The sequence below is a fragment of the Paenibacillus sp. cl141a genome (genome assembly GCF_900109305.1).
In the GTDB taxonomy this organism is placed as follows: Bacteria; Bacillota; Bacilli; order Paenibacillales; family Paenibacillaceae; genus Paenibacillus_AQ; species Paenibacillus_AQ lautus_A.
This window is the reverse complement of sequence record NZ_FNZO01000003.1, coordinates 582,937-606,307: the sequence shown is the minus strand read 5'-3', so window position 1 is coordinate 606,307 and position 23,371 is coordinate 582,937. Positions and strand designations below refer to the sequence as shown.

At 46.8% G+C, this 23,371-nt stretch carries 15 protein-coding genes; 3 read left to right on the top strand and 12 right to left on the bottom strand.

From position 1 onward, the window contains the following. Position 1 precedes the first annotated feature (1 nt). The 5 genes from BMX45_RS12615 to BMX45_RS12595 all read right to left on the bottom strand — a co-directional run bounded on the left by BMX45_RS12615 (position 2) and on the right by BMX45_RS12595 (position 6,049). The gene (locus BMX45_RS12615) at positions 2 to 1,843 is read right to left on the bottom strand and encodes a glycosyltransferase (protein ID WP_175495091.1); all 1,842 of its coding nucleotides are present in this window, start codon (positions 1,841 to 1,843) and stop codon (positions 2 to 4) included. Between the two features lie 10 nt (positions 1,844 to 1,853). Continuing rightward, entirely contained in the window at positions 1,854 to 3,005 is a 1,152-nt protein-coding gene (locus tag BMX45_RS12610) for a glycosyltransferase (RefSeq protein ID WP_175495090.1), read from the bottom strand. A 63-nt stretch (positions 3,006 to 3,068) separates the two neighbouring features. Then, positions 3,069 to 4,496: a class I SAM-dependent methyltransferase gene (locus tag BMX45_RS12605; protein WP_090909961.1), complete on the bottom strand. Its 1,428-nt coding sequence runs from the start codon at positions 4,494 to 4,496 to the stop codon at positions 3,069 to 3,071. Positions 4,497 to 4,500: 4 nt separating this feature from the next. After that, the gene (locus tag BMX45_RS12600) at positions 4,501 to 5,235 is read right to left on the bottom strand and encodes an ABC transporter ATP-binding protein (RefSeq protein WP_254778047.1); all 735 of its coding nucleotides are present in this window, start codon (positions 5,233 to 5,235) and stop codon (positions 4,501 to 4,503) included. Positions 5,236 to 5,254: 19 nt separating this feature from the next. Continuing rightward, positions 5,255 to 6,049: an ABC transporter permease gene (locus tag BMX45_RS12595; protein WP_175495089.1), complete on the bottom strand. Its 795-nt coding sequence runs from the start codon at positions 6,047 to 6,049 to the stop codon at positions 5,255 to 5,257. 281 nt (positions 6,050 to 6,330) lie between these two features. On the opposite strand from BMX45_RS12595, the gene BMX45_RS12590 reads away from it, so the two are divergent. Then, complete coding sequence (locus BMX45_RS12590) at positions 6,331 to 8,793, top strand: O-antigen ligase family protein (RefSeq protein ID WP_090909960.1); 2,463 nt, start codon at positions 6,331 to 6,333, stop codon at positions 8,791 to 8,793. A gap of 83 nt (positions 8,794 to 8,876) precedes the next feature. On the opposite strand, the gene galU is transcribed toward BMX45_RS12590, so the two are convergent. Further along, positions 8,877 to 9,749 (bottom strand): UTP--glucose-1-phosphate uridylyltransferase GalU, encoded by an 873-nt coding sequence (gene galU, locus BMX45_RS12585; RefSeq protein WP_090909959.1) that lies wholly within the window; start codon positions 9,747 to 9,749, stop codon positions 8,877 to 8,879. Positions 9,750 to 10,260: 511 nt separating this feature from the next. On the opposite strand from galU, the gene BMX45_RS12580 reads away from it, so the two are divergent. Next, entirely contained in the window at positions 10,261 to 11,307 is a 1,047-nt protein-coding gene (locus tag BMX45_RS12580; protein WP_090909958.1) for an acyltransferase family protein, read from the top strand. Positions 11,308 to 11,363: 56 nt separating this feature from the next. On the opposite strand, the gene BMX45_RS12575 is transcribed toward BMX45_RS12580, so the two are convergent. Both BMX45_RS12575 and BMX45_RS12570 read right to left on the bottom strand, forming a co-directional pair. Beyond that, positions 11,364 to 13,877, bottom strand: a complete 2,514-nt coding sequence (locus BMX45_RS12575) for a U32 family peptidase (RefSeq protein ID WP_090909957.1) — start codon at positions 13,875 to 13,877, stop codon at positions 11,364 to 11,366. A 642-nt stretch (positions 13,878 to 14,519) separates the two neighbouring features. Then, positions 14,520 to 15,617, bottom strand: a complete 1,098-nt coding sequence (locus tag BMX45_RS12570) for a DNA alkylation repair protein (RefSeq protein WP_090909956.1) — start codon at positions 15,615 to 15,617, stop codon at positions 14,520 to 14,522. 529 nt (positions 15,618 to 16,146) lie between these two features. On the opposite strand from BMX45_RS12570, the gene BMX45_RS12565 reads away from it, so the two are divergent. Further along, positions 16,147 to 17,355, top strand: coding sequence for an MFS transporter (locus BMX45_RS12565; RefSeq protein WP_090909955.1), 1,209 nt, complete (start codon positions 16,147 to 16,149; stop codon positions 17,353 to 17,355). Positions 17,356 to 17,580: 225 nt separating this feature from the next. On the opposite strand, the gene BMX45_RS12560 is transcribed toward BMX45_RS12565, so the two are convergent. The 4 genes from BMX45_RS12560 to BMX45_RS12545 all read right to left on the bottom strand — a co-directional run bounded on the left by BMX45_RS12560 (position 17,581) and on the right by BMX45_RS12545 (position 23,237). After that, the gene (locus BMX45_RS12560) at positions 17,581 to 19,536 is read right to left on the bottom strand and encodes a GTP-binding protein (protein WP_090910000.1); all 1,956 of its coding nucleotides are present in this window, start codon (positions 19,534 to 19,536) and stop codon (positions 17,581 to 17,583) included. Positions 19,537 to 19,775: 239 nt separating this feature from the next. Beyond that, complete coding sequence (locus BMX45_RS12555) at positions 19,776 to 21,707, bottom strand: stalk domain-containing protein (protein ID WP_090909954.1); 1,932 nt, start codon at positions 21,705 to 21,707, stop codon at positions 19,776 to 19,778. After that, positions 21,707 to 22,783, bottom strand: a complete 1,077-nt coding sequence (locus BMX45_RS12550; protein WP_090909953.1) for a S1C family serine protease — start codon at positions 22,781 to 22,783, stop codon at positions 21,707 to 21,709. Before BMX45_RS12550 ends, BMX45_RS12555 begins: the two co-directional genes overlap by 1 nt. A gap of 244 nt (positions 22,784 to 23,027) precedes the next feature. Beyond that, entirely contained in the window at positions 23,028 to 23,237 is a 210-nt protein-coding gene (locus BMX45_RS12545) for a hypothetical protein (RefSeq protein ID WP_009594213.1), read from the bottom strand. Between the last annotated feature and the right edge of the window lie 134 nt (positions 23,238 to 23,371).

The window sequence follows — 23,371 nt, the reverse complement described above, 5'->3', positions numbered from 1 at the left end:
CTTATCTCATAATCCTTCTCAATGAACTATCGATAAGGTTAACAAACCTAAGCAATTTATATTTATGAACAAAATTCTTAAGTTTTAGCATATAGCGGTATGAACGCGAATTAACGATAGCATGATATTCTATTTCCATAAAGGAATTATGTTGATATGGAACTACGTTGCTATATATATTTGATGAATAATAAGAAAATGGTACATAAACAGGGATAAATTCGCGGTTATATTCTATATTATCTAAAATATACAATTGATTATTAACAATGATCTTTTGTCCAAGTTCCATGCCCTCTTTAATTGACATATAAACATCACCTTGTGGGGTGGATTCAAGGATATAAATATTATTATCATTAGATAGAATATCTATATCTTCATCGAACGTCGAGAAAGTACAGTTTAGTTTAGATGGCAAATCCAAAATTTGTACTTTCCGAACTTGTTCACCGCTACTTGGACTTATTTTAATTTTTTTATATAATTGACTATCGATACTGCTGTTAAGTGTTTCATAATCAAAGAAAAAACCCGTTGCGAACATATTCGTTTTATCTTCAATATAGTTTATAATTTTCCGTTCTAATTGTTTTTTCGGTTCTTCATCAGAGATAATTAGCAGTTCTGGATGCTTTGTCTTTAACTCCTCTATTTCCTCTTCTTGGCAAAAAACAACAACCTTACCTTCTGTCCACTGCTGCATTAATAACCCATTATTCATAGCATAATCTATCAATGATGCCTCGATAAAACATATTGTATTAACATCAATATTAAAAAGATCAGAGTGACACTCAAACATCTCACTTTTCATAAGAAATTGTAAACTCGGATTATGAAAAGGTCTTAAAACATAAGCGTTAATTTTATGGTATAAATCCCCGTAATTTGAAATACATTTACTAAGAAGGCCCATCCTATTATAATAATCAGCCATAACAAATCTAAGGAGTTCGATTTCGAACCCTAAATTTAATAAGTACTCACACCACTCCACCAATAGCATAAAGAGCAACTTGGAATAGGCGATATTCAACTGAATCTTTATAATAATTGCTTTGAGGAGTTCTTCCTTCTTCTCCTCGTTTTTCAAAAATCGTAGAAACCCATCGGAGAACAAAACTCTTTTCAACGTAGCATAGAATTCATACTTACCCTGTACTATACGCTTTTCTTCTTTACTAAAATTATTTTGATGAATTCTATAGTTACAGATAGCCTTCTTATTAAAGCCAAATTTATAATAGCAAGCTAAATTCAGCCACAATTCAAAATCCTGCAATCTATCATTGTTATATCCCCAGAATTGTAAAACGACAGACGCTATTTCTTTATCGATCTTAAAAACAGAGGAAGGAGCACACAAAAAATTCCCCCCGATTAGTTCAGCAAAAAACTCACTACGATTTAGTGTCTCAATATTCTCATGTCTAAACATGGCTATATCTTTTAATCTTTGGCCATATTCATCTATGTATCTCACTCTGGAGAAAACTACGTTGCAATCACTGCTCTCAATATATTGAATTTGACTAGTCAAGTAATCCATAGACCATATATCATCTTGACCAATTTGCGCAATATAAGTCGAATTCGTTTCCTTAAACGCTTTTAATAATGCAAGTCCTACACCCCCGTTTTTCTCATTCTGTATAAAATTAATTTTTCCCTCGTATCTTTGTTTATACTCCAAAATAATATCTCGGGATGAATCTGAAGAGCAATCATCTATAATAACCAAATCAAAATTCGGATAATCTTGAGCCATTACTGAATCCAATGCCTCTCTCAGAAAAGCTTCTCCATTAAATACCGGAAGTAATACAGAACACTTATTCAACAAAAAAACCTCACTTTATAACTATTATATTTACTTGACTTTCATTTATATCCGGATTTGTTTTTACTATCAATCCATTTAAGTTCTTCATTGCAAAATTTAAATCTCGTTTCAAAATAAAAGGTACGTTGGACAGATGCTTTTGATAGCTTGGATCCGACTCAAGATGTTTATAACAGCATTTCGGCACTATTATTGTAGGTAATGTCGTATATTCTTCTAAATATTTAAATGGAAGTCTGTGTATTATATTCAAAACTTCAATTATTCGTTCAAAAGCAACTGGTTGATTTCCGAACCATGAAACGTTCTTATCATTGGATAACGATCCAAACCATCTTTCAATACCTTCTCGATTATTCGTAAGGGGGATATTATACAAGTCATGTCCGGAGAAAAACTCCGAACAAACCAAATATTGAATGCTTTGATCAATTGATACAATAGGAGTTTCCCCGAAACTCTTAAAAAACTCCTCCGTTTTTTTAATTCTTTCCATATGAGCTGTAGGCTTCTGATCTATATTTAAAGCGGTACTATTCTGATGCACTCTCCAACCATATGAAAACGAATCAATATGAGCGACCTTCATTTCGGAATTCCTAAACTCATTGATATAATCCAACATGAGACAAATATCAAAAATCGAACTGTATTTCCCTAAACTTCTCTCTTTAATGACACGTTTTACAATCGCTGTTTTCATCAGAGTAATATGATGACTGTAAAAATAAAATGCTGCACTTAAAATATCCAATTCAGGCTTATCAAAAAAATCAAATTTACGCTGCTCATCAAATTTATACTCATTCGAGTACAAAAGATCATAATCGTCTTCTTTTTCCAAACAGGCCAAAACCGCTCTCAAATCCATGTGATCATCATGATCTAAAATCCCGCAATAAACTCCGGACGCTAGTTCATAGCCAGCAACATAGCTTTTGTATATACCTAAGTTTTTCTTGTTTGTATGGACCTTAATAAATTTTTGATCAATCTTTAACTTTTCCACATAACCTACTAGTTCCTCATTAAAAGGAGAGTCGTTTACCAAAACCCATTCAGTTTGTTCACTATATGGTATAAGTTGCTCCTTAAGTTCTTCCAGGTAATTTATTGGAGTATTGTAGAGTGGAGTAATTAATGATAATATTTTACGCACGTAAGTCCTCCTACATATTGTTTCACTACTTACAGAACTTTGGGCAGGGAGGCGGAATACATATTATTTCCCGAAAATTTTTGATATAATCCCTTTCCTACTATTCATTAATTGAATTAATTGGTTGTTAATTTGATCATACCGTTGCTTTACACTTTGCAGTTCTTCTTGTAATACAGTCACTTCCTCTTCCTTGGAAGTTAATTTGGCCACAACATTTTCTTTCGATTGTTTAACTTGTTCTAACTCCAATCGAAGATCACTTAATTTAATGTTACTTTGTTCCATACTATCATTTAGTGCTCTTACTTGATTAGATAATGCTGAGATAGTATTATTCTTATCCATCAATACTTGTTCTTGTTCCGTAAAAAAACTACTACAATACTCAACAAAATGAGAAATCAAACTCGTGAAATCCGGGTTGTAGGCAAATAGTTCAAAAGCGATTTCTATTTTGAACACCTCACCTATCTGGGAAGTATCTATTAGTATTTGCGAGTCGTTTGTATCAAATACAAAAACTTGTCCCCATTCAATTGCTGAATTTGTTTCCCAATTATTTATTTCAATCTCGTTATTTATAACTATAGTTTTCAATTTTAAAATACACGGGGAATTCAGTGGGTCAATTCTTATTTGAGCAATATTATTGAAATTTGATAGATCAAATGCCATATCCAATTTTTTTTCGGTGTAGTTTACATACTGAACGATTGATTGAGATTCATTAAAACCGTTTCCATCATTTACAAATAACTGGGTGAAGTAATAGTTAGGAGTTGTTTGTATATTTCTTTCAATCAACTCCTCATTACTGGATCTCTTCAGTTCAAATACAAATTGATAAACCTCTCCAAATTGCTTATTCTTCAATAAAAACTTCAGCATTTCATTATCCAAAAAATCGTAATTGTTATTTAATTCAGTATCATGAGGACGATTATAAGTAGCCAAACTTTTGACCGGCTTCAAATAAGCCCTTTCAAACATTTCCATTAAACTATAGTAAGTAAAAAATCGGATATGAGTATTATCAAGCAGACCAATTTCTTGGTAATTAAATCTATTATTAATCAAATCAATGATAATAGAATTATGTGCAACATTTGGAATTGATATAAATATTGAACCGTCGTCCCTTAAAAGTCTCTTCGATTCTAGCAGAACCCTTTGGGGATAATATAAATGTTCCAACACATCAGCAAAAATAATATAATCAAATTTAACTCCATCAAAATATTCAAGCCAACCGAAATCTTCTATGTTCCCTATTAAGCAATCCTTTGAATATTGAGAAGCGGTTTTTGCGGATTCCGGATCTAATTCTACAATATAGACATCACAATTTAATTTTTCCTTTAAGTATTTCGTCATTCTTCCTGTCGCAGGTCCAAACTCCAATATCACCGAATTCCTCTTAACATTCCTTAATATTAGTGACAAAGAATTATCAGAGTTTTCATTTAAGTCGACATCATACTTCAGCATAATCTCACCCTTCCTTTATAAATTCGTCAACAACCTCTTCAGAAGGACCAATACGTCTAACGTAACCTTTTTGAAGCCACATAACTCTACTACACAAACTTTTAACCTGGTCAAGATTATGAGACACCAAAATGACTGTAGTACCATGATCTATCAACTGCTTAATCCTACTCATACTTTTTTCCTGAAACTTGATATCACCGACAGATAAAATCTCATCCACAATTAATATGTCCGGCCGAATTGACGTTGCAATTGAAAAACCCAGTCGTGCATACATACCTGAGGAATAATTCTTCACGGCGATATCAACAAAGCTTTCTAATTCAGAAAAATCAATTATGTCCTGGAATTTCCGATCCATGAAGTCTTTAGAATACCCTAGTACCGCACCATTTAGATAAATATTCTCTCTTGCTGAAAGTTCCGGATCAAATCCAGCACCTAACTCAATTAAGGGTGCAATTGAACCGTTAATTTTCACTGCACCTGTTGTGGGTTTCATTATTCCTGATACAAGTTTCAGCAGCGTACTCTTTCCTGCCCCGTTGTATCCGATTATTCCAAAAATCTCTCCTTTATGAATAGTAACCGACACCTCGTTTATGGCCCAAAACTCCTCATAACTCATCTTTCCTTGAAGCCTTTTAACAAAGTATTCTTTGAAAGAATTCACCCTTTCTTTATATAAATTGAATTTCATCGATACATTTTCTACTTCAATCATTTCTGTCTTCATATACTTTTTCCCCTTGCTTTTACAAGTGTAAAATGAACTTATCTTGACGTTTATAAAAAATAAACAAGCCAATAAGTAACGCAGTTACAGACATAGCAGAACATATCATTATTAAATCCAGCGACGGAAGTCTTTGCTCAAGAACAATCTCACGGAATGACAAAACGTAGTAGTATAAAGGGTTGTAATCATGTATAAACTTAAACTTCTCCGGTACAATACTTGCTGGATAAAAAATAGGGGTCATATACATCATCATCATCGTTAATACAGAATACAAATGTGTCATATCCCGGAAGAATACTGCTACAGAGCTAAGAATCAAAGAAATTCCAATAGAAAAGACCAGAATTAATGTGAAAACTAGAGGAATTGCAAAAATCGTATAGTTAATATTAATACCTGTTATAAGCATGATGATAAATAAAGCCACGAAACTTAAAACAAAATGCACAAATGAGGACAGACATTTTGAAAGCGGGAATAAATATTTTGGAATGTATACCTTACTAATTAAACTTGCTCCGCCAATTACTGAGGTCATTGCCACGCTTGTCGCTTCGCTAAAAAATGAGAACATCAAACTACCGCTCATAAAATAAACAGCAAAATTATCTATGTCGAATCTAAACAAGTTGCTAAACACAATGGAGATCACAACCATCGAAAGAAGAGGATTAAGTATACTCCACAGTATTCCCAATATAGAATGTCTATATTTTACTTTTAGATCACGAACGACTAGTTGCTTTAACAGCTCAAAGTATTTTAGAAAGTTATAAATGAAATTCAAAATAATCACCGACTTCTTCATTTTCTTAGTGTTTCCAATTAAATTATTTTGTGAAAATAATTAGTTAAGTTTTCAATCAAATAAATAATCCGAAATAGTCAGCAGCATACTTACCTCCATATAGGAATTCAAAACATCAGAATATCTTAGTTGATAAATGGTTTAGTCCTATCGATTTATGCTAAAATAATTCACGTATCATACGCAGATGAAGCGGGACATCTTTTTTCAATACAAGTGGTCTCTGTTACTAGAGTTATGCTAAAATATTGTCGTATCAACACGAAAAGGAGCAAATTACGTTGTCGAATCCAGTATACGGTAAAAAGACCGTTGAGTCGAGACAAGGGGAGACGAGAGCATCGGCTTTATTTTGGGTATTGATCTCAGGAATTATTCTGTTTCTAGCTTGGATCCCTTTCCAAACGGCTCTATTCAACGGACAAAAGTTAGAATATGAGAAACCGATTTTCTTGGCTGCGATCTTAGCATGTCTAATAATATTTCTCTGGATTGCTCATTCCTATAAAAGCATCCAATTAAAAGATCAAAGAGATTGGTTCGCTATAGGTGTGCTTTTACTTCCCTTAACTTACATACTCTCGCTCATTAGCGCTGCCTCCCATGTTCTTGCCATGAATATGGTTATCATTAATTGTATCTACGCCATTATGTTTATCATTGGACTGTACGTACTCCGTGACAAGTTAGGGAACCGAATCATTCAAAATACCATTATGACTGTAGCATATCTTATTGTTGGATTCGGGTTGCTCCATTGGTTTGGGCAGGGCAAGACTGCTGGTACCATTGCAAAATGGTTTTCCAATACCGTATCAAACGGCATATACACCCATGCGGTCATGACTGATTCTAACGGTCTTCGTTTGACTTCCGTATTCCAGTACGCGAATACTTATGCGGCATTTCTAATGGCATTCCTTTTCGCGGCAGTCTTTTTTGTTACGACGTCACGGAAATGGTACGGGCAAGCCTTTCATAGCTTCATGTTGGTACCCATCATAGTATCGCTACTCTTGACATTGTCTCGAGGCGGTCTGGTGATGTTACCTGTTGTGTTTGTTTTGTTACTCCTATTTCTGAAGCCAGCTAAACAATTATTATGGATCCTGTACTGCGGTATAGCAGGCGTGGTTTCGCTGATTATCTCTAAACCGGTTACTGAGCTAGGATTGAGTTTAAATGAAGCCTTCAGCGGCAGTAGTGCCCTTAAGGGCTGGGGAATTTTGCTCGGTGCGTCCGCTATTGTAGGACTCCTCGGATGGGTTATGCAAAGTTTTATCGCTCCTAAACTTGAACAAGCTTTAGACAGTTGGTCCTCTAAAAAGACATCCAACCTATGGATTCCGCTTGGTTCCGTTATAATTGGAGGACTGCTGATCTTCCTATTCATTGGTACTGGTTTGAAAAATATATTGCCACAAAACATTAGCGTCCGATTAGAGAATATTAACTTTAATCAGCACAGCGTTCTGGAGCGCTTTACGTTCTATAAAGATGCTATGAAGGTGCTTGCAGATTACCCAATCATCGGAGCTGGTGGCGGAGCGTGGGCTTCACTCTATGAGCAGTATCAGAACAACCCGTATACAAGCCTCCAAGCGCATAACTTCTTTTTACAGTATTTGATCGAGGTCGGAATTGTCGGATTTTTGATATTCATGTCGTTTATTCTGTATACTTTCTATAAGTATATCCGAGGTTATATCAAAGGCAGTGAGGAAGAACGCAATAGTCACTTCCTGTATCCCATAATCGTCCTTTCAATTTTAATTCATAGTATCTTGGACTTTAACTTGAGTTACGTGTTCATGGGAATTCTTGTATTCCTGGGACTTGGCGGAATGGCTGCGGTAATGGATAATAAACCAATGAAAAAATGGAGCGTAAAAGATTCTACGGCCAGAGGTACTTACAGTACAATCGTCGGTCTTTGCGCTATTCTCGTTATGATTACATCCATCCGGTATATACAAGCTGTAGACTCGGGGATGGAAGCACGTAGAGTCGTTCAGGTCAGCACTTCCTTTAAGGAAATTAAAGCTCCCCTTGATAAAGACCTGAGCATACGCCCAAGCCATCCTGACTCGGTACTGTTAACCGCAGCTCTCTATCAGAGTGTGTTTAAGCAAAATCAAGACGATAATTTTTATAACGCATCGGTTGCATTGCTTAACAAAGCATTAAAAGATGAGCCTTATAACAAATCGATGCTCAAGAGCCTAATCGAAAGTTATGAAATGAAACAGGAACCGGAACGGGCTTATGAAGTACTTATCAGCAACGCTCATAAATTTAAATGGGACATTAATTGGTACGAACAGATTATCAATAAAGGATACGATCTGGGAACTAAAGCTCTCGGTACAGGTGATACAGAAGCGAAGGACAAATACTTCACGCAAGCAACTAAGGCATTCACTGATGTCCAAGCCGGCATTCAACACCTTACCACACTACCGGAAGGGCAACTACAAGGTAATCCTTTTGAAAACACACCCGATATGATTCTCCATGCAGGCAAAATGTACTTCATGATGAATCAGCCCGAACAAGCTTCGGAAGCACTTAAGCTTGGCATACAAGAAGATCTCTCGCAAACAACCCAACAAGAAATTGTTCGTTGGTATCTGGCAGCATTGCAAAAGCAAAACTTAAGCGATGATGCCCTTATGGGGAAACTAACTCAAGTTGATCCGAATGCGAAGCAAAATGTTCAACAGCTTGCTGATCTTCAATTCTAATTAAAAAGGGACAGTTCGTGGTAGAAAACCTCTACCTAACTGTCCCTTTTTTCATATGTTATGTCTTATTAGGATACTCTACTCTACTGCACCTTCGCCAAAACCCCACTCAAATAAGCAATTAAATCATCTCTTAACTCTTCTCGCTGCAATGCATAATGAATGCTGGTCTCAATAAAACCTAACTTCTCGCCGACATCATGGCGCATCCCGTCAAAGTGATATGCATAGATCGGACTCCGATGAGCTAAGGTGGAAAGCGCATCAGTCAGCTGAATTTCTCCGTTCTTCCCAACCTCTTGATTCTCCAGCAAATCGAAGATATCCGGCGGCAAAATATAGCGGCCCATAATGGCTAGGTTGGAAGGAGCCTCGGCACGGGATGGCTTCTCTACCAGTCTCGATGTTTCATAGATTCGGTCTGATTTCTGAAGTCCATCTACGATCCCGTAACGATCGACTTCATTCCAATCGACGGGCTGAACGCCCACAATGGCAGATTGGTAGGAGTCGTAGACCTTCATCATCTGTTTTAGGCAGGGTACTTCCGACTCCACGATGTCGTCGCCGAGCAGCACCGCAAACGGCTCGTCCCCGATGAATTTGCGTGCGCACCAAATGGCATGGCCCAGCCCCTTGGGCTCTTTTTGCCGAATATAGTGGATATCCGCCATGTTGGAGGGTTTACGCACCTCTTCGAGAAGTCCCCACTTACCCTTCTCCGCTAAATTATGTTCCAGCTCAAAGGAAGAATCAAAATGGTCCTCAATCGCCCGCTTCCCCTTACCCGTTACAATGATAATGTCCTCTATACCGGAAGCGACCGCTTCTTCGATAATGTATTGTATGGTCGGCTTATCCACAATGGGTAGCATTTCTTTGGGCATCGCTTTCGTAGCCGGCAGGAACCTCGTACCAAGCCCTGCAGCCGGTATGATCGCTTTACGAATGTTCATCCTATCTTCTCCATTCCCATAAGTCTCCCAATATATTGATGCCATTGTACCATGAGTCCGACCAACCTTCGATTAAAATCGGTTATTGTCAAAATTAGACGACTTATGATTCGTGACTTTGCCGCTTTGGCCGCGTTGCCCTCTCTTCGCCAAGTTTGACGTTACTACAGTCGGTAAATTGGTTATTGGAACAGAAGATGCCAAACGCCTGCGAAGAAGGCGCTATTGAGAATCTGGAATTAGTATCGGCCATAACCTCCCTAGTAATCAGCGGTACGCCGGACATCAGCCGTTTGTGTCTTGCAAAATCCCTCTTCCATCTCGAGTCGTTATTCGGGAAACCGGGAATGGCTCTCTCGTCTTTTATCGGTTGTCAGTACAGCTTTAAACAAGTTAAATTCGATAACCCCAGATAACAAAATCCAGTTTTATCCATGGAAATGACCAAGACCCCTCCGATATACTAGTACGAAACTTCGATGGACCAAAAAGCCAAAGGAGCTGGTTGCTGATGAAAGCGAGAGACGCCTATTTCGATAACCTCAAATTCATACTGATCCTGTTGGTGGTCGTGGGGCATCTCATCGAGCCGTTTAACGGCGAAGCAGCGATGGGAGCGATCTATCAGTTCATTTACTCGTTTCATATGCCGCTGTTTATTTTTGCGGCCGGTTATTTCGCCAAGTGCATTCAATCCCCCAAACAATACGTCGGCCTGCTGTCGGGACTGGTCGTGCCGTATTTCATATTTGAGACGCTCTATACCCTGTTCGACTACTACATGCAAGGCTTGGATCGGCTCGACTTCACGTACTTTTACCCCAATTGGATCCTGTGGTTCCTGTTCAGCATGATGCTGTGGAAAATGCTTCTGCCGTACCTGCTGATGCTCAAATACCCACTCGTCGTCTGTTTCGCGATGTCCATCATGCTCGGGTACTCGATCGATGTCGACTATTATGCAAGCATTTCGCGCACGCTGTACTTCCTGCCCTTTTTTCTCATCGGATATGTTTTCAAAAGGGAATGGCTGGAGGCCATCAAGGCCCGGCCATTTCAACTGCTATCGATCATCCTGCTCTCCGCCGGATTTGTCCTGCTGTATGTCGTGTCGCGGATCCTGCCAACTAACTGGTTCTACGGGGCGATGCCTTACCTGGAGTTTGGCCTGAACTCGTGGTATGCAGGCCTCTACCGTATGATCACTTACGGGTTCACCGTCATCATGGGACTATGCGTCCTCTCCCTCATTCCGAGATCGGATACGCCCTTCACGGACCGTGGGGTGAATACCATGTACGTCTTTTTGCTTCACGGGTTCATCGTCAAAACAATGCAGCATCTGGGCTGGTTCGAAGCGTTCCGGTCCACGGGAGGCAAGCTGCTGCTGATTCTGCTCGGCGCAGTCATAACCTGGCTGCTATCCTCGTCCTGGATCAAACGCGGCTTCGGGTGGGTCGTCGAGCCGAACGTCGGGTTTCTATTCCATTACCGATCCAAGCACCGCCATGAACGAGCCGAAACGAAGCGTTCCGACGCAAAAAGGAGTGATGCCTAACTTGGCATCACTCCTTCATATTATCTCGATATAAACGCAATACGCGTGCTGCTTCCTTACTTCACCAACTGCCCCCGCGTAACGCCAAGCTGGTTGGTCGCCTTCAGCTTCTTCCACACCTGGGTGCCGCTGATCTCGCCGCGCAAGGCGCGGTTGTAGAGATCGATGACCTCGTGGACTTGCTCCGGCGTTTCCTCGAGGAACTCCACGCGGTAGCTGGATACGCCCAGCTCCATGAAGTTGGCCAGGTACTCGGCGCCGGATTGCTCAATGGCATTGTACACGGTGTTACGGCAGCCTTCGTCGACCCGTACCGGGTGGGACATGCCGATCCGGTCCTGCAGGGATACACGGCTCTCTTCACAAGGACGTCCACAGTTCGTGAAGTCCGTCCCTTCGCTGAGGAACGTACAGTACACGCAGTGCTCCGTATGGAACATCGGCAGATGCTGATGGATGACGATCTCCATCTTGGATGTGTCGGCCTTCCCGAGAAGATCCACCATCTGCTGGATGTTCAGGTCATAGGAAGGCGTGACGGCGTCGCATCCGGCTTCGACGAACAGATCAACCGCCTTGTGGTTGGCAATGTTCAGGGAGAAGTCGCCGATCAGCCGGGGATGCTTCGCCCCCGGGTTCTCCATCCGGTGGCGCAGGTAGAAATACAGCGCACCGGTATTGCGCACCAGCACAGCGTCCGGCTGGAGGCGCAGGATGTTGTTGTGGTAGCCGTTCTCGCCCGGCATGTGAATGCGCGGCGTTGCCAGCGCAATCTGTTTGCCGGCTGCACGCACGGCTTCCACCGCTGCCGGGAACTGCTTGATGAACTCGAAGTCGGCGTAGATCATCTCGACGCCGGCCTCAAGCGCAGCCTCAACCTGCGGGAGGCTGCGGCACAGCGCGGTGAGCTTCGCCTCACCGCGGGCCACGGGCGCTGCGGGCGCAGCCGCATCGCCATACACCGACACCGCCCGTTTCACGTACACGGGCGGCTTCGGCCGCTCGCCGGCGAGCAGCTCCACCGCACGGCGGCGGATGCTGTTGAGCTCGCGAATCGGCACGATGACGTCGCCGTACAGGTCGACGTCAAGTGCCTCAAGCTGGAACACCGTTCCGCCCAGGCGGCCAAGCTGCTCCTCCAGGATTTCCTGGCTCAGCGGCCGCTTCTGGGCAATCTCCAGTTCCAGCTCCGAATCCACCTGGACCGTCGTGCCCTTCTGCACATCGGTCCACCAGGTCGACAGCGGCTGCCCAGGACGGCCGCTGACGCGCACATGTACCGGGAATACCCGGTACGGCTTCTCCGTCTCGTACGTCTGACGAAGGCGCTTATCCAGCGCCGGATCATTCGTCTTCCAGATCCGATCGCCGACATGCAGCTTGCGCAGGTCCACGTCGCTCCGGCCGGGAACGATATCGACGATCCAGCCTTCCTGCGCCTCGCCCTCCAGCTTGACGCCTTTGCGGCGCACGTCGTAGACGCGTCCGCCTTCTTCTTTTTTCGTTGGGTCCCCGGCATCAAACACGATGCCGTCCCCGCGCTTCAGCGGCGCATCCAGCTTGCAGACGACCCCGTCGCGCAGAATCTGCTCCACCCGGCCGAGGTACACGCCGCGGCTTTTCGGGAACGTGCCTTCAACCAGCTTTTTATTGTTCGTTCCATCCAGGAAACCATGGGTAAAGCCGCGGGAGAAGCTCTGCTGCAGCTCACGAACCTCTTCCTTGCTCGGTCTCGCATCCTCGCCGTCAAAATACCGGTCGATCGCCTTCCGGTACTTGCTCACGACGTTAGCCACGTATTCCGGGCTCTTCAAACGGCCCTCGATCTTGAACGAGGTCACGCCCGCTTCAATCAGCTCCGGCATGAGATCGATCGCTGCCAGGTCTTTTGGCGAGAGCAGGTAGGCAACGTCGCCCATCGGCTTCTGCTCGCCATCCACGATCAGATCGTACGGCAGACGGCAGGCCTGGGCGCACTCTCCGCGGTTGGCGGACCGGCCGCCCCACATTTCGGAAGTCAGGCATTGGCCCGAGTAGGACACGCATAGCGCACCATGCACGAATACCTCCATCGGCAGCTTCGCCTGCTCCCCGATCTTCTGGATTTGCTTCAGATTGTTCTCTCGTCCCAGCACGACGCGTTCCATGTTGAACGGCTTCGTAAACTCGACGGCCTCCGGCGACGTAATCGTCATCTGCGTTGAGCCGTGGATCGGGAAATCCGGGGAAATCTCGCGAATCATTTTCACCAAACCCAGATCCTGCACGATCACCGCATCCACGCCGGCATCCACGCACGCATCGATCAGCTCCTTGGCATCCTCCAGCTCGTTCTCGAACACCAGGATATTGAAGGTCAGGAACCCCTTAACCCCGTAACTGTGCAAGAAGGCCATAATTTCGGACAGCTCGTCCATCCGGAAATTGTTCGCCCGTGCGCGCGCATTAAATTTTTCGACCCCAAAAAAGATCGCGTCCGCCCCGTTCGCCACCGCGGCCCGCATGCAATCCCAATCCCCTGCCGGCGCCAGCAGCTCCACGTCTTCTCTTCGTAGTGCTTTCGTGTCCATCTATATCCTCCCAGACCGGTCCAAGCCGGCGTGCTGTGTACTACTATTCTTCCATTGAAACCTGCTAGCCATACTCTATGTTCCTAGAACAGGGCATCCGACATCTATATCAATTGTTTGTAAACCATTTGAAAGCTTTTCAACTTATCTAGTGTACCAAAAGTCCGGCTTCTCTTCTACCTGCTAACTTGATTTCCACACATTTGATAGTGTTGCCATAATCCGCATGGCACTCGGTTTTGTGCAAAACAAAAACAAGCCCTCCCATCGGAAAACTTGCCTCACATTATCCTCTGTGGCTGTTACTGGCGCATGATCACCGTGCGGGGCTATTGCTCTTAACTCTCTTTTCTTTGCCTAAGGAGATTACTTTCCCTTACCTTTATGCCAGGGATACCGCATTGGGATTTCAAAATCCTGTGGTCAGAACCTCCTTAACATCTCAGCGGTCGACAGCCATCCAGGAACGCCCCAACGACCACGCACCGTGCGCACAGGGAGCAGTGCACACGATGTACAAAACTTTAAAACGGAATCGTCCCAATCCTTCAACTGGTTCCAGGATTCCTCCATTACAGGTTTGTCTGTGCACGACCTGCCCCCAGGTTTGCCACTACATCGTCCTGCACCACGCCCCTACTCTTACTCCGCGCCCTCCAGCACAAAATCCATGCTCGCCAACCGCTTGCCGTTCACGACGATGTGAAGGCGGTGATCGCCGGAATAGAAACGGCGGGTGGAGATCGGCTTAAACGATTGCTTCTTCTCGACCTTCCAGCATCCCGGCGCATAAATCTTGTCCGAGCATTTATAGCGTTTCGGCGCAAGCTTGCCGCTTGCCTTCATATAATCGATCTCGTAATCGATGCGGAGCGCCATCGGATAGCCGGTTTCGTTGACTACCTGAAAAGCGAACTCCAAATTGTCCCCCATCGTAATCACGGAACGTTTGATGCGCAGCTCGCGCACCTCCAGTCCTTCCAGCTTCTCAAGCTCCTCGTATCCGAAAATGGCCAGTGCCCGGATATCCCCTTTACGCAGCAGCGAACGCAGCGCATGACGTACGATCCAATCCGTTAGCGGATGCTTGCCGTACCATTTGGCGGCGATCTCCAACACAAGCTCCGGGTGATCCTTGGAGATGTCGTTCAGGTGATTGGCGACGCTTTTTCTAACATACAAGGAGGAGTCCTCTTTCAGCTGCTCCAGAATCGGCAGCGCCGGGCGCGGATCCTTAATCAGGGCCGGCAGCTGCGGCGCCCAAGGCAGGCGCGGTCTGCAGCCTTCGCTCGCCAATCGGCGCAGATGCTCGTCATCGGACTGCGCCCATGCCATCATCTGGGCCAGCATCCGATCCTGGTCCCGGATGATAAAAGGCCGGACGGCAAACTCCGCCGTGGAAGAATGCGTGAATACCGCCAATGCTTCCATCGACGTCTCCAGATCATCCATGCCGTTCACCTCGACATAGTCGGGAAAAAACACGTATTCCACGCCTCTGAAATGCGGAGCCACCTGCTTCAGGATCCCGACGGCTTCCCGGTAAGAAGCAGGCAGCGTGTCCGTTAAGGCCAGCGTAATATGCCGAATGCGCTGCTTGAACTCCTCCTGCTCCCAGGCTTCATTATGAATCAGCGTCATGAACCGGTCCGCATCGAATGCCGGATAAGCCTCCTTCAGCCGGTCGGTCACTTGTTGGAACAATGTATTCGAATATAGATCCTTCAGCGTTTCTCTCATATCAGATCTCCCCAAAAAATAATTTTTACTATCTTGCATCCACGTCTCATGGAATCCTGAAAGCCCTTTATTTATGCGATAAACCGGCGGTTCCGCCTCATCCCCAAATGAGTCGCCGACCGCTCTAACCCCATTCCCCGCCTCTTCCCAATCCAAAACATGTGGTGTAGGATGAAGTTGCACGCCTTTCGCTTTAGTGCGGTAGTCTGGTTGATTCCAGTTTACCAAATTGGGGGGGCGTTTTGCTTTATCCCCATCCGGATTGCCCTGTTGGGACCTCAACCGATGCACGGATGGACTGAACACCAATCGAGACCGCAAAGTCATACGTTTATCGACGTACTTACCCCAATGAAAGATCCACATGTAAAGGAAGCGGTTCTTCCAAAAATAAGGTGGGTAAGCCCATGAAGCTTACACTTTCTTTATTTCTGATACATGTAATACATACACCATTACTTATTTAAACAAGACAGGAGGCGAAGCTCGAAGGAGTACAACAAATCGCACATCAGGAGATGAAGAAGACATGGAAAGTTGGAAAAAGAATTTATGGATACTATGGTTCGGCTCATTTATCGTTTCATCAAGCTTCTCGATGGTCATACCATTTCTCCCGCTTTTTCTGATTGAGCTCGGCGTTACCAAGCATACGGAATTGTGGTCGGGACTGCTGTTCAGTTCCGCTTTTTTTGCGGGCGCCTTGTCCTCTCCCTTCTGGGGAGCCGTCGGCGATAAATATGGACGCAAACCGATGATTATCCGCGCGGGCTTAGTGCTCTTTGTCATCTATGTACTGATGGCATTCGTCACGAACGAGTATCAAGTGCTGATTCTCCGCCTGCTGCAAGGCCTGCTCTCCGGCTTTATTCCGGGCGCGATCGCGATCGTAGGCACCAATACCCCCGAGAAAAAAGTCGGCTACGCCCTCTCCATGATGTCCACGGCCACCGCAACCGGCGGCATCATGGGCCCGATGATCGGAGGCACCCTGGCCTCCCTGTTCAGCAACCGGATGGCATTCGGATTGGCAGGGATGCTGTGCTTCGCAGCCACGCTGCTCGTCATATTCTGGGTCAAAGAAGAGAAATTCGTACCCAGCAAAGAGCGCGTCTCCGTCATGAACACGTTTAAGGTCGCCGGGCACAACAAGGCGCTGATGACCGTGCTCATGCTTACGGTACTGACGCAGTTCTCCGTCATGACGATCGAGCCCGTACTGCCGCTGTATATCGCTCAGATCGGCGGCTCTTCATCGCATACCTCGATGATTGCCGGCTTTGTGTTCTCCATCGTCGGGATCGCCAGCATCCTGTTTGCGGCCCGCTGGGGACGCCTGGCCGATAAAATCGGGTTCCAAAAGGTGCTGCTGATCGGCCTGCTCGCCAGCGGAATCGGATCGCTCGCCCAGATCCTGTTCAGCAACATTTGGGCATTCTCGGCCATCCGCTTTGCTTATGGCGCGTTCTTTTGTGCCGTGTTCCCGGCACTTAACGGCCTTGTGGTCAAACATACGCCAAGCGAATTCCGCGGGCGCGCGTTCAGCCTCAACCAAACCGCCAACCAAATCGGCGGGATGGCCGGGCCGCTCGCGGGCGGCATGATCAGCGGCATCTTTAACATTCACTCGGTATTCTTAATGACAGGCGTCTTGATGCTGATTACGACCGCCATTACGTATTGGACGATGCGGCCATCGCGCGGTCAGCCTGTAGAAAAAGGCTCCCTCTCTTCATAAACGCCTCCCGTATGCGCACGCGTTAAGTTTTGATATGACGCGTGCGTTACTCATTACGGATATCAATAAACCCTCTCCCCGGTTCTTTTCGAGAAGATCCTCTTCATGAACCAGCATGTACATACACGAATCCCACAGCTATTCTCAATCACACCTTATTGAATGAATCCTCCAACTCCCTTACAACCGCGAATCTCTTGCCTCTACTTAGTCTCTTCCACCGCATCACACATGCATGTGGCGATCCGCTTCATCCCAAGGCACCGCATAACCGCTTCCCTTGGCGCAGAATATCGAAGAGGAGCTGTATTCCGGGTCTGCGTTCTTGTCGTATCCTTTGCGTTCAATGACCTCTGCCTCGTTATGGCACCGGTCATATCCGCCGTATACCAGCGATATCGTACCTCTTCCTTTGGTATACGCCGCTAATTCCATTCCATATTTCATCATGGTGGATACGGGTGCCGATCCCGTGACCGTTACCTTGTCTCCCACCGTTTCCGGAGGATCGAAGCTTGCTTTGGCCTGGGTCAAATCCGACATTAACCGTCCGATAAACTCGGCATCCACCTTTACCTTGAAATGATAGTATGGCTCCAACAGCAGACTGGTTGTTTTCTCCAGCCCCTGTCGCAAAGCGCGATACGTGGCTTCCCTGAAATCGCCGCCATGCGTATGCTTGTTGTGCGCCCGTCCCTTCAACAGGGTAATCTTGAGATCAGTGACAGGCGAACCTGTAAGCAGCCCGTGATGATCCCTCTCGCCAACATGCTGGGCAACCAGATGCTGATAATTGACCGGCAGCATATCCGGATGGCACGCATTGGCAAACACGATGCCGCTGTTCCGCTCTCCCGGCTCCAGCCGGAGGTGCACCTCCGCGTAATGCTTCAGCGGTTCAAAATGGCCGCTTCCCACAACAGCCTCCGTTATGGTCTCTTTATATAAAATCTCCGGCTCGCCGAAGGCAATGCGGTAACCGAACCGCTCAAACACGATTCGTTCCAGCACTTCAAGCTGAATGATGCCCATCACATGAATATGAATCGCCTGTGCCGGCTCGTCCCACTGCACGGACAGGGAAGGATCCTCCGCATCCAGCAGCCGGAAGCAGCGCAGCATATCCTTGGGATGAATCGAGGACTCGAATTGCACCTTGGACTTCAGCGTCGGCACCAGCTCGTACACCGTCCGGCCGCTAAGAGCCCCCATCCCGACTCCTGCCGCAGCAGCGGAAATGCCGGTAATCGCAAATAGGTCGCCCGCATGCACACGGTCGACAGGGGTTGCCCGCCCCCCATTGATCAAGCGGATATGCGTCACCTTCTCCGTGATCGTCTCCGTTCCGGAGACATACGTGATTTCATCCCGCACCTGCAGCGTGCCGCCAGTGGCTTTGATATAGGTCAGCCGGGCGCCCTGTTCATCATGGCGAATCTTATAAGCCCTCCCGGCAAATGCTGCCTCGGGATCGTAATCCGTTACCGTCAGCAGATCCAGCTGATGCATGAAATGGGTTACGCCCACGTTCTGCAGGGCGGATCCGCTGAAGCACGGAAACAGCTCCCCCTTCCGTACCATTGCTATCATTGCATCCAGCCACCGCGAAGCCTCATACCCTTCTTCCATATAAAGCTCCAGCAGCTTCTCGTTCCGCTCCGCAATAAACTCAATGAGCGAAGACTGCATCAGGCCTTCCTGCAGCACATCCTCCTCGGTGATCAAACAGACGTCTTCGGCAAGCTCGCTGCGAATCTCCGCCAGCACGCGCGGCACGTCTGCGCCTACCCGGTCGATTTTATTGATAAACAGGAACGTCGGTACGCCATGCTTGCGCAGTAACTGCCACACCGTCTCCGTATGCCCCTCGACACCTTCCACGGCACTGATGACGACAACGGCGGCATCCATGACTTGTATGGCCCGCTCCATTTCCGGCGAGAAGTCGACGTGACCCGGCGTATCGATTAAATAATACGTGGAACCGTTAAAATGCATGGTGGCCTGATCGGCAAATACGGTAATGCCCCGTTCTTTTTCAATGTCATGACGATCAAGATATGCGCTCTGGTGATCCACCCGGCCGCGCTCCTGAATCGTATGGGTCGTATATAGCAATTGCTCCGCCAGCGTGGTCTTGCCCGCATCCACGTGGGCGAACATGCCTATCGTTTTTTTCATCCGCTTATCCCTCTTCTGCAAGCCGGTTTCATGAATGATCCATTTGCTCTCACTTTTTAATTTTAACATATCAGGCTACCTGATCGGCACATATGTTCTACATTATTCGGATGAGGGCCCGTTATTCCGCTGCCTAAACCAAAATAGCTGCCCATCCGCACCCCATGAGTGCAGAAGGACAGCTATCGGTGTTATCAAACGTTCGCTTTAATCCATATGATATGAGTTCATAATCCCATTTATTTCACCAGCTCAAACGAGGAGAGCGTGCGCGCCAGCGCCGCTTGCTGCACTTCCGTTGCATTGGCGTCATTCAGCGTGGTCATGATCGTGTACGCGATATCCCCGCTTTCAAAGACAATCTCCTCGGTCGTATAACCAACGCCGTTCTTCACCTGATGCACCTTGAACGACACGGCAGGCACGCCGGCAAACGTGATCTTATCGACGCCCAGCAATTTCACCGACGAAGCCGCGCTGGCTTCGTTATAATACCGTTTCAGATTGCTGACGATGACTTCAGCTGTTGTATCCTTTTGGGCGGTAATTTCAAAGCCGCCCCCGGCAAAGCCGTATTCCACGATTCCCTGCTCGAACTGATCGTTCAGCGGCTCCCAGTACCTCGGAATATCGATATGATAGCGGTACGTCTCGGAGCTTTTGCTTCTCATCTTGGTTTTATCGGTCAGGTAGCCCTCTTCGCCGATGCGGCCGAAATTCGCCGGTACCACATCGTAATCGATCTCGATTGATTCGAGAACCTTTTTCCAGTTGGAAGCCGTCCGTTCCTGCCCATCCGGTATCGCATACTCCAGATAATAGCGGTAGCCGTTCTTCTGGACCATCACCTCATATTCCGTTATCCATTTATTCCCGAAGTTGTAGCGAACCTCTTGAATCTGCCCTTTGACGCCGGAAATCTCCACAGGCGTAAGTCCGATGTATTCGTACGATTCCTCGACAAAGGATTCGGCCAGCCAGTCTTTGAGGCGCTGCCCCCAAGCGGCGAGGGTACCATCGGCCCCCGTCGGAGCGGATGTCACCGAGACGGACAGATAGCCCTCTCCTTCGCTGCCGTATAACATATCCTTGTTGTTGATTTCCCAGCCTGCCGGAATGCCGAACCATATGCCGTATTCTTCGTTTCCTGCTTCGCGGAACCCATCCACGATGGAGGATACGTCTTTTACCGATTTGTCTCCTGCCCGATAGGCCGTTCGGAAAGAGCCCAGAAAGCTTGCGTGTTGGTCCATATCTTTATAGTGAACCGCTTCGGCATCGGCAAAATACAGTTCATAAACGCGGTCGTTGGCATAGTACTGCCGACCTTCCCACAAGACGCCGTCGACATCGCGGGAGATCACTCTGGCATACGGAACCGCTGCGCTTGTGACCTTCTCTTGGTGCAGCACAACGTCTCCGGAGTCGCCCACTTCCTTCAGGAGCCGTTCCAGCAGATCATCGGGACTCAGCTTCACCTTGTGGGAGGATGCGTGCACCTCCAGGTAATAGCGGCCCGTAGCATCATTGAAAGCCGAACCGCTCTCATCGTCCGTGCCTCTTCCAACCATCATCCAGGAGGGATAATTCAAACTCCATTCATAATAGCTGTTCCCGATTCGGGTCTTCCCGGTCGTGTTGTTGATTTCGCCCTCGTCCTGCTTCTCTTCCTTATCCGTGACCATGAGGCTGATGGCCAGCTTGCCCTGGGAGGAGCTTACCTTGGCGCCGATTCCCGCCGCAACCGGGCGCAGCGGCACCATCAGCGTACCGGACACCATGGTCGGTTCCACCGGCAGCTGCACCTTTTTCCCGTCGATCCATGCCGTCTTGTTGTCCATGACGAGCACGACCGTATGCGGTCCTTGCAGCAGCCGTATCCGGTTCTCGCCCTCCAGCCTGATCTCGCTGCCAAACGCTTTCTTGAATACGCCCAGCGGTACCATCAATACGCCCTGCTTCAGCTGCGGCTTGGCAATCGTGTAGGAAGTGCCGTTGACCGAGGCTGTGCTGCTGCCGTTTTGCACGGTCAGTATACGCTTCTCCGGCACAACCGCTTCATCTCCCCATGCGGGAAGCGACAACGTCGTAAATAACATCAGAGCCGATAAGGTTCCGGCTGTCACCTGCCGTAGGCGCCGACTAGTTTCCGTTCTTTCTCTCTTTTCCATTACTCGGCCTCCCCAACGCTTGACGAAGCAGCTCCGTTACCGTCCTGGCTGAGCGTCAGTTTTACGTTCACGATATCCCCATCCCGCTGCATCAGCAGCTGGACCTGCTGACCGGGCATATAGGGCTTTAACCGTTCGTTGATATCAACAACGGAATAAATGCGTTTGCCGTTAATCGCATATAATACGTCATCCTCTTGAATGCCGGCCTGCTTGGCCTGCTCGGACAACACCTTCGTTACGGTCAACGGATCGTCCGAAGGGAGACCCACGATGGCGGACCAGCTTTCCTCCAGCTCCAATCCGAGTCCGGCTCTAATCACCTCGCCGTATTCCAATAAATGACCCACCACATAGCGGACCGTTTCCGCAGGTATGGAGAAGCCCATATTTTCAATGCCGACGGCGGCGAACTTCTTGCTGTTGATTCCGATGACCTCGCCCTTCAAGTTGACGAGCGGGCCCCCGCTGTTGCCCGGGTTAATGGCGGTATCGGTTTGAATCAGGCGATAAGAGCCGTCTACGCTCCGGTTTAGCCCGCTTACCACGCCTACCGAGGCCGAGTTTCGCAGCGAGAACGAGATCGGCGTGCCAATGGCAACAACCGTCTCCCCGACAAGCGCATGCTGCGCTGTTGCCGCAAATTTGGCCGGCTTCAGGGACTTGGCATTGATTTTGACCAATGCAATATCGCTCTTGGGATCGCTGTATACGCCCTTGGCTTTATAGGATTTGCCGTCTGCGGTCACGACCGTGATTCCGGTAAGCCCGTCCACCACATGGGCGTTCGTCACGATCCAGCCGTCCGACTTCCAGATGACTCCTGTGCCATGCGCCAGGTTGTATCTGTCGTCCACTTCGCCGCTTCCTTGAGCGGCCTTCCCGATAATGCCGACCACCGACGGCGACATCCGGCTGATGACTTGAGGCACTTCGTTTTGCTCATATGTATTCTTAGGCTTCGCGCTTGCTGCACCCGCAACCTCTGCCTGTGTGAGCATGCCGCTGCTTCCTGCCAAAATGACGGTCCCCAGCAGTATGGCCGCGGATCTTTTTTGCCATTGTACGTTTTTCAATTGGTATGTTCCTCCCCCGGTTCCATCCTCTACCCAACTTGTACTCCTCAATTTATCATGTTTTTCCATTTGTAACCATTGCTTATAGACCTATTTCTTTTACGTTTTTCCTGCGGATCGTGTAACTTGCCCTCGAAGAAACAAAAAGACGCCTTCACACTGCAGGTAGCAGAAGGGCGTCTTGTTTGTATGTATTTCATTCCATTCGTCATGAAGCCGCTTTAATAGCGTGCATCACGCCAACCTAATTGTTAAACCATCCTGTAATCATGGCATAGTCAGAATACAAGAACACAAATAAGCTGACGAGACCGAAAGCGATTGCGAATTTATTTTTTTGACGGGCCATCAACAGGCGAACCACGCCAACAAAGATCAGAATCGTAAACAAAATCATGAAAATATCAAATGTCTTAAATGTCGCGGTCGCATCCGATGCTGCTGCAAGGATCATGAAACGTACCTCCTCGTGGGTTTCTTCTCGGGCAAATTTACATATCTTCTTCTATGTTATCCATGTGCCCGTCCAGATGCAAGCCCTCCGCCCCTAAAAATGAAAAAAAGTCATAGAAATTTCTCATTTTTAAC

Coding starts and splice junctions, on each gene's coding strand:
- BMX45_RS12605 (WP_090909961.1), bottom strand. CDS start 4,496: ATGCTGAAGTATGATGTCGACTTAAATGAAAACTCTGATAATTCTTTG.
- BMX45_RS12600 (WP_254778047.1), bottom strand. CDS start 5,235: ATGAAGACAGAAATGATTGAAGTAGAAAATGTATCGATGAAATTCAAT.
- BMX45_RS12595 (WP_175495089.1), bottom strand. CDS start 6,049: ATGAAGAAGTCGGTGATTATTTTGAATTTCATTTATAACTTTCTAAAA.
- galU (WP_090909959.1), bottom strand. CDS start 9,749: ATGAACATTCGTAAAGCGATCATACCGGCTGCAGGGCTTGGTACGAGG.
- BMX45_RS12580 (WP_090909958.1), top strand. CDS start 10,261: ATGAAAGCGAGAGACGCCTATTTCGATAACCTCAAATTCATACTGATC.
- BMX45_RS12575 (WP_090909957.1), bottom strand. CDS start 13,877: ATGGACACGAAAGCACTACGAAGAGAAGACGTGGAGCTGCTGGCGCCG.
- BMX45_RS12570 (WP_090909956.1), bottom strand. CDS start 15,617: ATGAGAGAAACGCTGAAGGATCTATATTCGAATACATTGTTCCAACAA.
- BMX45_RS12565 (WP_090909955.1), top strand. CDS start 16,147: ATGGAAAGTTGGAAAAAGAATTTATGGATACTATGGTTCGGCTCATTT.
- BMX45_RS12560 (WP_090910000.1), bottom strand. CDS start 19,536: ATGAAAAAAACGATAGGCATGTTCGCCCACGTGGATGCGGGCAAGACC.
- BMX45_RS12555 (WP_090909954.1), bottom strand. CDS start 21,707: ATGGAAAAGAGAGAAAGAACGGAAACTAGTCGGCGCCTACGGCAGGTG.
- BMX45_RS12545 (WP_009594213.1), bottom strand. CDS start 23,237: ATGATCCTTGCAGCAGCATCGGATGCGACCGCGACATTTAAGACATTT.